The sequence below is a fragment of the Actinomadura geliboluensis genome (assembly GCF_005889745.1).
GTDB lineage: Bacteria > Actinomycetota > Actinomycetes > Streptosporangiales > Streptosporangiaceae > Spirillospora > Spirillospora geliboluensis.
Genome location: NZ_VCKZ01000320.1, coordinates 1 through 10,676 on the forward strand (window position 1 = coordinate 1; position 10,676 = coordinate 10,676).

Annotated in this window: 9 protein-coding genes; 5 read left to right on the forward strand and 4 right to left on the reverse strand. The window is 72.1% G+C overall.

Annotated features, from left to right (window positions below; all coding sequences use genetic code 11):
• Positions 1-212 precede the first annotated feature (212 nt).
• On the reverse strand, positions 213-1,703 hold the full coding sequence (locus ETD96_RS32700) for an HNH endonuclease signature motif containing protein (protein ID WP_171069348.1): 1,491 nt from the start codon (positions 1,701-1,703) through the stop codon (positions 213-215).
• Between the two features lie 309 nt (positions 1,704-2,012).
• Between ETD96_RS32700 and ETD96_RS32710 the strand changes: the two genes are divergently transcribed.
• A complete protein-coding gene (locus ETD96_RS32710) occupies positions 2,013-2,522 on the forward strand; it encodes a DUF4189 domain-containing protein (protein WP_138640346.1) in 510 nt (169 codons plus the stop codon).
• A 793-nt stretch (positions 2,523-3,315) separates the two neighbouring features.
• A complete protein-coding gene (locus tag ETD96_RS32720; RefSeq protein WP_138640348.1) occupies positions 3,316-3,816 on the forward strand; it encodes a DUF4189 domain-containing protein in 501 nt (166 codons plus the stop codon).
• Positions 3,817-3,902: 86 nt separating this feature from the next.
• Here ETD96_RS32720 and ETD96_RS32725 read toward each other — a convergent pair whose 3' ends face one another.
• Positions 3,903-6,101, reverse strand: coding sequence for an MMPL family transporter (locus ETD96_RS32725; protein ID WP_240808390.1), 2,199 nt, complete (start codon positions 6,099-6,101; stop codon positions 3,903-3,905).
• A gap of 402 nt (positions 6,102-6,503) precedes the next feature.
• Between ETD96_RS32725 and ETD96_RS32730 the strand changes: the two genes are divergently transcribed.
• Together ETD96_RS32730 and ETD96_RS32735 are read left to right on the forward strand one after the other, a co-directional pair.
• Complete coding sequence (locus ETD96_RS32730) at positions 6,504-6,938, forward strand: hypothetical protein (protein WP_138640349.1); 435 nt, start codon at positions 6,504-6,506, stop codon at positions 6,936-6,938.
• A gap of 108 nt (positions 6,939-7,046) precedes the next feature.
• Positions 7,047-7,931, forward strand: a complete 885-nt coding sequence (locus ETD96_RS32735; RefSeq protein ID WP_138640350.1) for an endonuclease/exonuclease/phosphatase family protein — start codon at positions 7,047-7,049, stop codon at positions 7,929-7,931.
• A gap of 14 nt (positions 7,932-7,945) precedes the next feature.
• Here the strand turns inward: ETD96_RS32735 and ETD96_RS32740 are convergent, their stop codons facing one another.
• Together ETD96_RS32740 and ETD96_RS32745 are read right to left on the reverse strand one after the other, a co-directional pair.
• Positions 7,946-9,289, reverse strand: a complete 1,344-nt coding sequence (locus ETD96_RS32740; protein WP_138640351.1) for a carboxylesterase family protein — start codon at positions 9,287-9,289, stop codon at positions 7,946-7,948.
• Complete coding sequence (locus tag ETD96_RS32745) at positions 9,286-10,170, reverse strand: VOC family protein (RefSeq protein WP_138640352.1); 885 nt, start codon at positions 10,168-10,170, stop codon at positions 9,286-9,288. Before ETD96_RS32745 ends, ETD96_RS32740 begins: the two co-directional genes overlap by 4 nt.
• A gap of 85 nt (positions 10,171-10,255) precedes the next feature.
• On the opposite strand from ETD96_RS32745, the gene ETD96_RS32750 reads away from it, so the two are divergent.
• Positions 10,256-10,676, forward strand: a 421-nt coding sequence (locus ETD96_RS32750; RefSeq protein WP_138640353.1) for an AsnC family protein, incomplete at its 3' end; no start/stop codon positions are given.

Below are 10,676 nucleotides of genomic sequence, written 5' to 3' on the forward strand. Positions count from 1 at the left end.
TACATTCTTACTGCGGGAACATTCCCCCGCGCGAGTACGAGGAAGCGTTCAACCGGTCACGTGGCACAGCGACCTAGACCGGCTGAGAACCAACAATCTGAGCCTCCAACATCGCCGGGGCGGTCCAATCTGGGCGAGCCTCCAGCCGCGTGACTGCTTCGTCCGATGATGCCGGCAGCAGAATGGTGTGAGTGGCTCCGAGGCCGAGCGAGTCATTCCCGGCTGGGGCGGGTGATGTGCCAGGTGCCCGAGGGGGTGATCCAGACGAGCAGGCCCGGCCAGACCTGGGTGAGCTTCCAGCCGCGTGACTGTTTCGTCCGATGATGTCGGCGGCAGAGTGGTGCGAGGTTGCAGCGGCAGGTGGCGCCGGTCGGCCAGGGGACGGTGTGGTCGACGTCGCAGCGGTGGGCGGGCTGGTTGCAGGTGGGGAACACGCAGGTGGGGTGGCGTTCGGCGATCTCGCGGCGGAGCGCGGTGGAGGGCCGGTATCCGGGCTGTCCGTGCTGGTCGAGGCCGTTGCGGCAGGCCGTGGCTCGGGGCTCGGCGAATTCGTGGTGCAAGTGCTGGACGGTTTCGCCGATCGCGGCGGGGAGCCGGTCCAGGGTGCCGGTGGCGCGGGCCTGGCGGTGAACGTGGGTGAGGCAGCGCTGAACCGCCTCGGCAACTTGCTGTCGTAGAGCCTCGTGCGGGGCGGCATCGTTAGGAGGCGGAACGGTGCTCAGGTGCCGACGGCCGTCCATGTCCTGGGGTTGTTCGGCACCCACTGCGCCATCAAGAGATGCGGTGGCAAGGACTCGCGGCATTACAGGCTGGGCCGTGTGCGGCGCGGGCCGTTCTTCCGCCGATGGCGCTTCCAGACCAGCGGGCCAGGTCGGTGTGGGCGGATCGGTGGACGGGGCGGCGTCGAAGGTGGCGCGGACGGCGTCCGGGAGGGTGGCGCCCTGGAGGAGGCGGGTGGCCAGGTCGGCGCGAAGCTGATGGAGGGTGCGAGGGTCGCCGCTCGCCTTGATGCCGTGGGCCGCCGCACTGATCTTGTTGTGCGCGGCGTGCGCGTCTTCGAGGGCGATGTCGGTGAGGGCGAGGGCGGCGGTGCCGGCGGGTGTCTCCCACAGTTCGAGGCGGCGGTTCTTGACGGTCGCGCGGGCGCGTTCGTCTGACTCCTCGGGAGCGAGACGCTTGGTGAGGGCCTTGAGTCTGCGGCGCAGTTGCCCGGTCGTGCGAATCGGGGCCTCGTCCAGGATCGCGGCCTCGATGCGTGCGGCGAGGTGCCCGGGCAGGGATTGGCAGGCGTCGGCGATGACGCGGGCCCGCGCGAGGTCGATGCGTCCGGCCGCAAGGGCCTGCCGCGTGCCGGGGAGGACGGTGTGGAGGCGTTCGGCCAGGTCGACCAGGGTTGCTGCGGCGTTCCCGGTGACCGTCAGCGCGACCCCGACCTCCTCGATCACCGATTCGTGCGCCGACAGGACCCGGACGTCGGGCTCTTCCTTCTCCTCGTCGGCGGTGCGGCGGCGGGTGAGTTCGGCGATCGCGGCCAGTTCGCGGGCCTGCGCCCAGGAGGTCTGGCGGCGCGCGGCGACCGCGGCGTCCAGCAGTTCGGCGTCGGACAGGCTCCCCAGGTCGCCGGTCAGGTCCGGGACGGGCCGCGGAACGGGCGGTGAGGGTTCGCAATCAGCGACACGGAACAACGGCTGAACCGACATCATCACTCCCCCCTCACTCCCTCCCATGATATCCGATCCATTCGAACAAAGTAGCGAACATTCCCTAGAGGACTGAATTCTGTCGCCGCCCATGGCCGACGAATGGAGGAATCGCTATGATCTTCCGGATGTCGACGCACTCCGGGGGCTTTCACCGTGCAACCACCGCAACCGCCCTATAGCGGCCAGCCGCCTCACCGGCCTCCGGCCGGCCCTCCCGGTCCTCCCGGTCCCCCTGGTTGGGGCCCGCCTCCCGGTGGTCCTCCCGGTTGGGGCCCGCCCGGACCTCGGCCGCCGAAGGGCGGTAACGGGATGGTCGTCGTCATCGTGGCCGTCACGGGCTTCCTGCTGCTGGTCGGCGGTGGCGCGGCCGTGCTGTTCTGGTCGGACGACGATGACTCTCCGAGCACGACGTCGGTGGCTTCGAGGCCCTCGTACTCGGGTCTTCCCACGCCGCCCACCTACAGCCCGCCCACGTACAGCCCTCCGTCCTTCCCCACCTCGGATCCAACCCCCGAGCCGACGTACTCACCGCCTCCGCAGAACTATGGAGCCATCGCCGTAGGACGGAACGGCGCGATCGGCAAGGCGTGGGACTACGACACCCCGGCGGCCGCCAGGAGGCGCGCGCTGAACGAGTGCCCCACCTCGGGCTGCAAGGTCCTCACGACCTTCGTCAACGGCTGCGGCGCCGTCGCGTACAACTCCAGAACCAACAAGTACTGGGGCGGCCACGGCTCCACCAAGGCCGCAGCCCAACGCAACGCCATCAACAACGCAGGCGGCGGCCGCTGGATCACCTGGGTCTGCACCACCAGGTAGGTAGGTGCGGGCCGCACCCCGCACCTACCGCAACCATGCTCACCCATCTGGAACCGGCGACCGCAACCAACGTGACAGCAACCCACAACAACCGGGACGTGAGCACCCACCCGCCAGTGGCCGGCCCAGCCGTCCACCTGCATCAGCGGTCCTTGCTCCGCTAGAAGGCCCGGCCACGCACTCACCGCCAGGAGCGCGGCGACCCCGGCCACGCACCCACGTGCATCTGCAGGACGGCGGCGTCCGACAGAACTCGGCGAGCCCCACCGGCCCCTGCCCTGCCTTGAGGGATCGCAATTGCCCGGACGGTCAGCGCTCTGCCGTGACCCGCTGACGGTGAGGACAACGACAGCGAAAGATCCCTTCGTCCAGTCCATTCATGACTCGGACGCACAGGTCGCCCCCGCCCCTCGGCGCGCCGACCATGATCCACATCTCGGCGACCGCCCGCTGCCGCGCCCCTACGGGGGTTTCTGACGCACCCCGCCCTATCGGCTTCATTCGCGAACAAGTAGCGGATTCGAACGGCGTCGCACTCCGCAGACGGCCGATGCGGGCGAACGGGGAACCGCGCAGACCGCCTCTCCGTCCGATGGAGGATTCACCACGATCTTCCGTATAACAACGCACTCCGGGGGCTTTCACCGTGCATCCTCCACCGCCGCCCCACGGCGGCCCGCCGCCCCATCGGCCTCCGGCCGGTCCTCCCGGCCCTCCCGGTTGGGGGCCGCCGCCCGGCGGTCCTCCCGGTTGGGGCCCGTCCGGTCCTCGGCCGCCGAAGGGCGGCAACGGGATGATCGTCGTCATCGTGGCCGTCACGGGCTTCCTGCTGCTGGTCGGCGGCGGCGCGGCCGTGCTGTTCTGGTCCGACGACGATGATGATCGCCCGAGCACGACATCGGTGGCTTCGAGGCCCACGTACTCGGGTCTCCCGACGCCGCCCACCTACAGCCCGCCGTCCTTCCCCACTTCGGAGCCGACCACCTCGGCGCCGACCTACTCACCGCCTCCGCAGAACTATGGCGCCATCGCCGTAGGACGGAACGGCGCGATCGGCAAGGCGTGGGACTACGACAGCGCGGCGGCCGCCAGGAGACGGGCACTGAACGAATGCCCCACCTCCGGCTGCAAGGTCCTCACCACCTTCGTCAACGGCTGCGGCGCCGTCGCTTTCAACTCCAGAACCAACAAGTACTGGGGCGGCCACGGCTCCACCAAGGCCGCAGCCCAACGCAACGCCATCAACAACGCAGGCGGCGGCCGCTGGATCACCTGGGTCTGCACGACCCGGTAGGCGAAGCGCCCCCATCCGCCCTTGTGCCGCAACGTGCCTGACCCGAGCCAGTGGGGTCAGGCACGTTGCGCTTGGAGCCGCCCGGCTCACGGCCTGCGCAGCAGATGCGGAGGGTACGGAGGATGGGGATGGGCCGGCGCCTGGGGAAAGTGGTGGTGTCGCGGGGACGGACGGTTCGGCCACCAGTTCCAGGAGCCCAGAAGCGCCATCAGAGCCGGCAGGACGAAGATGCGGATGACGACCGCGTCGATCAGGATGGCGGCCGCCAGGCCGACGCCGAGCTGCTTGAACTCGACCATGCTGAGCGTCCCGAAGATCGAGAAGACGGCGACCATGACGATCGCGGCGCTGGTGACGACGCCGGCCGAGCGGGTGATGCCCTCGCGGACGGCGTCCCGGGTGGGCAGGCCGTGCCGGGCGGCCTCGCGGATCCGGCTCACGACGAACACGTGGTAGTCCATCGACAATCCGAACAGCATCACGAACAGGAACAGCGGCAGCCAGGAGACGACCGCGCCGGAGGACGTGAAGTCCAGCAGGTTCTCCGCCCAGGTGTGCTGGAAGACCGCCACGAGCACGCCGAACGCCGCGCCCGCCGACAGCAGGTTGAGCAGCGTGGTCGACAGCGCGATCGCGGGCGAGCGGAAGATGAGGCCCATCGTCACGAGGGTCAGCAGCAGGACGAAGCCGACCACCAGCGGCAGTCGTTTCTCCAGGTGGTCGGTGAAGTCGACGCCCTCGGCGACCTTGCCGGTGACGGCGTACTCGGCTCCGGGGACGGCGCCGACCGCCTGCGGCACCCAGGCGCGGAGCGTCTCCAGTGAGCGACGGGCGCCGTCGCTGTTGGGCGTGTGCGGGGTGGCGATGCCGATCAGGTGCACCCGGCGGTCGGCCGACGCCTTGACGGCGGGACGGCGGTCGTGCGCGAAGAGCGGGTCGGCGGCCGTGCGGCGGGCCAGGGCGGCGAGGGCCGCCTCGACCTCGTCCGACCGGTCGGCCGGGGCGCGCACCGCGACCTCGTGGACGGTCCCCTCGCTGGGGAACGCGTGGGTCAGCCGGTCCATCGACCGGACGACGGCGATGTCGCGGGACAGGTCGTCCGAGCCCGGCTGCTTGAGCCGCATGTCCAGCGCGGGGGCGGCCAGCAGGAGGAGCAGCCCGGTGGAGACCGCCAGGGTGACCGCCGGGTGGTTCAGCGCGGGGCGCAGCAGCGCCGGCCACAGCCGCGACTCGCCTTGTCGGAGGGTGAGGCGCCACAGGACGGGGATCCTCGGGCGGTCCGTCCAGCGTCCGAGCTTGGCCAGCAGCGCGGGCAGCACGGTGAGGGACGCGAGCACGGCTACCGCGACGACGATGATCGAGCCGGTGGCGAGGGACGAGAACGTCGCCTCGCCGGCCAGGTAGAGCCCGGCCATCGCGACGATCACCGTCATGCCGGACACGACGACCGTGTGCCCGGACGTCTCCGCCGCGATCTCGATCGCGTCCGGCCGGCCCCGGCGCCGCTCCTCCCGCTCCCGCTTGAGGTAGAACAGCGAGTAGTCGACGCCGACCGCCATCCCCATCAGCAGGATCACGTTGCTGATCGCGCTCGTCGCGGGCAGCACGTGCGAGACCAGCGCGGACAGCCCCATCGCGGCGGCGACCGACGACAGCGCCAGCGCCACCGGCACGCCCGCGGCGATGACGGCGCCGAACACCACCAGCATGATCAGCAGGGTGAGCGGCAGGCTGATGAACTCGGCCCGCTTGAAGTCCTCGCCGAGCGTCTCGCCGAGCCCCTTGGCCGTCGAGCCCGTCCCGACCTGCTCCACGCGCAGGCCGGGGTTGGCCCGCTGCACCTCCGCGCTCTGCGCGAGCAGCGGGTCAACGCGCCGGTCGGCGGTCTCGGTGTCGCCCTTCATGGTCACCGGCACGAGCACGGCGGTGCCGTCGGGCGACCGGACGGGGCGTCCGACCGACTCGACCTCGGGGAGCGCCTTCATCCGCCGGACGACGTCCGCGGCGGCGGCCCTGGCCGTCCGGGCGTCGAGTTTCCCGCCCTCGGTGCGCGTGATGAGGACGCTCTCCTCGGGCTTCTCCGGGAAGTGCCCGGACTCCGCGATGCGCCCGGCCCGGCCCGACTCCCCGACCCCGGACTCCGCGTCGCTGATCTTGTTGGTGCCGGCGGCGCCGCCGAGCGCCAGGCACAGCACGACGAACAGCGTCCACAGCCCGATCGCCGTCCAGGGCCGCCGCGCACTCCACCGCGCCACCCGCACCGTCACCGATTTCTTGATCTCCACGCGGACGACGCTATTTCCGGGCCGGTCCCGGCCCCATGGGGCAAACCATCGGATCCCGCCGCGTCACCGCACCCCGCCTCCTGCGGAAATCCTCAGGGGGACGAAAGGCGCGCACTCCGCAGCCGCGCAGGCACTGCTCCAGTCCCAGGCTCGGCCCAGGACGAGGGTGCAGGGGGCGACCGAGCCCTCCACCAGGACAGTACTGTTTCCCCTTCTTGGTCGGCCACGCGCCCGGTATTGCACGAAGATCCGAGATCGCCGACGGCCTCCGAATCGGCTGTCTGCCGACCGGCCTTTTGTCCGAGAGCATGGATCAATGGGGTGCGGCGCTGCCAGTCTTGATACCGACCACGGCGCACGTTGGGAGAGTGAGAATTGCGCGCGATAGCCAGGCGCCACTCCGTGCAGCTGCACCATATGGTGAGCACACGCCAGGTCGGCGACACGATCGTGAACCGCTACAGGTTGTCTCCGGTAGAAGTCCTGCGACCCGACCGGGGAAGCAGCGTCATCGAGGTGCGGTGCGGCGCATGTGACGGTGTGGTTCGGCTGCGGGTCCACTCCGTCCAGCGCACCAGGAGGGCGCGGCGCCGCTGGCTGGGCTTGGTCGCGCTGGCACTGCTGGTGGTCGCGGCGGGGTCGTTCGAGATATTCCGTTTCGAGTCCGGCCATTATGGAGATCCGGAGTTCCTGTTCATCGTGACCCCGGTCGCATGGGTGCTCGGCTTGGCCGCCGCCGTTTTCCTGAGTTTTCGCTGGCACCAGGAGGACGGTGTCCGCATCACCGCGCAGCCGACGCCGGGCGCAAGGCACGAGTTGCTGCCGTTCGTTCGCTGAGGCGCGCCGCCATGTCGTTGCGGCCCTCGGAGATGAAGGACGGTACCGAAAACCGGACCGGCCCGCTCAAGGCGCCGAGACTATCCTCGAAGCGGCGGGAGGGGAGCGATGCTCGGACGTGTCCGGCACCGGCGCTGGTTCTGGCCGCTGGTCGCCGCCGCGGCGGCAGTGCTCGTGTCCGGTTTCGTGCTGGGCGCGCCGAGGGCGGACGACGACGGGACGGTCCGCGTGATGACCTACAACCTGCGCGGCGTGAACGATCCGCCGCCCAGGGACTGGAAGACCCGGCTGCCGCTCGTCGAGCGCGTCCTGCGCCGCCACCGCCCCGACCTGCTGGGCGTGCAGGAGGCCCGCTGGTACCAGGTGAAGGATCTGACTCGGGTGCTGAAGGACTACGGCTGGGTCGGCCTCGGCAGCCAGGGCGGCACCCGCGACCAGTTCCTGGCGGTCTTCTACCGCCGGGACCGGTTCGAGGTGCTCGACTTCGACCACTTCTGGCTGTCCGACACCCCGTCCGTCATCGGCTCGACCACCTGGGGCAACCGCTACGTCCGGATGGTGACCTGGGCCAAGCTCCGCGACCGCCGCACCGGAGCGGTGCTGTACCAGGCCAACACGCACCTGGACAACATGTCGGCGGACTCGCGGGTGAGGAGCGCCCGGCTGATCCTCGACCGCGTCCGCGCGTTCGACGCGGGCGTGCCCGTGGTGCTCACCGGCGACTTCAACGCCGCGGCCGGCGCGTCGCCGGTGTACTCGATCCTCACCGGCGCCGACGCCTTCCGCGACACGTGGACGACCGCCGGCCGGCGCGGCCCGCAGTACCGCACCGAGAACCACTGGCTCCCGCCGGAGAGGGACGGCAGGCGCATCGACTGGATCCTGGCGCGCGGTGCCGTCCGCACGGTCTGGACGGAGATCGACCCCTACCGGGACGGCGATACCTACCCGTCCGACCACGACCCCGTGATCGCCCATCTGAAGATCGGCTGACGCCCCGCGCGCGGTCAGGTGAAGTGGTGGACGGTGCCGGCGGGCAGACCGGGGTCGCCTTCGCGGACGAAGCCGGTCCAGGCACGGCGCACCCGCTCGACCAGGCCGGCGGGCCGTTCGCCGGCGAGCATGGGCGCGTCGCGCCAGGCCGCCGCGCTGCCCAAGGTGAAGGGCAGCTCGATGCAGTGGCAGGCGCCGTAGGGGCTCTGCGGCGGATGCCAGTCGAAGCGGTAGAGCCATGGCACCGCCCCGTGCTCGGCGAGCGCCCGCGCCAGCCGCCGCGTCGGTTCGTCGAACAGCTGCTCGGTGGCCAGGTCGATGGCGATCCGCGTGGCCGTCCGGCCGTCCGGTGCGGCGCGGCCGGGGTCGCCGAACCAGTCGGCGGCGACGCGCGCCAGGTCGTCCGGGCCGAGCGCCGCCACTCGGTCGTCGAGGGCGAAGAACGCCGCCGCCTCGTCGCGGGTGGTGCCCATCAGCAGCTCGACGCCGTCCGCGGCGCGCGCGCCGACCTCGCCCACCGGGTCGGCCGCGACCAGGTCGCCGTCGGCGACCAGCTGGAACGGAGGGACGGCGCTGAGCGGGACGGCGGTGCGGCGGGCGACCGCGCCCTGGGCGGCCAGCAGCGCGGTGACCGGGACGCGGGCGAGGCGGTCGGCCCGGCCGGGGTCGATGCCCAGTTCGTCCAGCAGCAGGCGGCCGGTGCGCTCGGCATCGTCCGCCTGGTCGGGAAGCATGCCCGCCGGGGTGCTCTGCAGGATCGCGCGCCGGAACAGCCCGCGGGCCCGCCCGCCGGAGAGCAGCGCCAGGATGGACTGGGCACCGGCGGACTGGCCGGACACCGTGATGTCGTCCGGGTCGCCGCCGAACGCGGCGATGTTGTCGCGGACCCAGTGCAGGGCCGCGAGCTGGTCGAGCAGCCCGAGGTTTCCCTCGCACACCCCGGGCAGGCGGAGGAAGCCGAGCGCGCCGAGGCGGTAGTTGAGGGTCACCACGACGACGTCGCCCTCGGCGGCGAGTTCGGCGCCGTCGTACCAGCCGATCCCTCCCGAGCCGCTGGTGTACCCGCCGCCGTGCAGGAAGACCAGGACCGGGCGGCCGTCGCCCGGCGGCGCCCACACGTTCAGGTACAGGCACTGCTCGGCCTGCGGCGTCTGGAAGGCGCCCATCACGCCTTCCAGGCGGGACGGGGGCTGCGGTGCGGCCGGGCCCGGCCCGGCGGCGTCCCGGACGCCGGGCCGCGGCGGCACCGGCCGGGGCGCGGCGAACCGGTCGGCGAGCGCGTAGGGGATGCCGCGGAAGGCGGTGACCGGGCCGGCGGGGACGCCGCGGACGCGGCCCGCGGCCGTCTCGGCGATCATCGGGCGGTGAAGAGCAGCGCGGCGCCGTGGGCGTCGCGGGCGGACACGGTGAAACCGCCGTCGGCGGCGCGGGTCGCGGTGCCTCCGGCCTCGACGATCGCGCGCGCGGCGGCGACGTCGTCCACCGCGACGGTCATCGCGGCCAGGTAGGACTTGGCCGGGGCGGGTTCGCCGGGCAGCACCTCCTCCGCGCGCGAGGCCCGGACGAGCTCCAGCCGTCCGGCCGCCAGGTCCAGCACCGTGCGCGGCCCCAGCGTCCGGGGCTCGGTCCGCAGGATGCGGGCGTACCGGGCGGTGATCGCGTCGGCCTCGCCGTCGTCCACCACGATCAGCACCGCCTCCAGGGCCCGCGCGCCGTTGGGATGCCGCAGGTGGCGCGGCTGGTGGACGTACTCGCTGGTGAGGTGCTGCGCGATCCCCACGTACGCCTCCGGGGTCGTGCGCGGGTCGAGGTGCAGGGCGCGGGCCCGCATGGTGCGCGTCCCGTCCTCGGTGTCGACGTCGCGTTCGAGGTCGAGGACGCCGGAGGTGCGCAGCCCCCCGGCGGTCAGCCGCCGGTCGGCGGCCTCGGCGTCGCCGGTGTCGAAGTTCAGCAGCCGGAACCCCTCGTAGTCGGCGACCATCGCCTTGGTGCGCCAGGGGTCGGGCGCCGACTCGTCCACGATGCCCAGGAGTTCGATGTAGGCGCCGCCGAAGAGGGCGCACCGGTTGGCCGTGCATCCCGGCACCGGCGGCTCGCCGGGACGCTCGTTCAGCAGGTGCCGGGAACGGGGGCTCAGCGTGAACCCGAACGAGAGGTAGGTGCGCTCCAGCGCGTCCAGATCGCGGGTCACGATGCCGGCGTGGTGGAAGCCGCGGATGTCGTGCGTGTCGTCTGCCATACGGGGATGCTGCAGCGGCGACCGCCGTCCCGTCCCCCACGGGCGGGGCAGACGCCGCGATCCGACATCGAACTACCATCATCGGGTGGATTCGGTCACCCTCGACCCGGTCGACCTGCGGCTGCTGCACGCGCTCCATCTCGACGGGCGCGCCCCCTTCAGCAGGATCGCCGGCGTGCTCGACGTGTCCGACCGGACGGTGGCCCGCCGCTTCGCCCGGCTGCGCGCCGCGGGCGCCGCCCGCGTCACCGCCGTCGTCGACACGCGCGGCCTCGGCCACGCCGAATGGCTGGTGCGCCTGCGCGTGCCGCCCGCCGCCGCCGGCGCGCTGGCCCGGTCGCTGGCGCGGCGGCCCGACACCGCGTGGGTGACCGTGCTGTCGAGCGGCACCGGGATCGTCTGCATCCTGCGCGCGCCCGCCGGACGGCCCGCCCCGCTCGCGGAGCTGGCCCGCGACCCGCGGATCCTCGACGTGCGGGCGGAGCGGCTGCTGCGCCACCTGATGG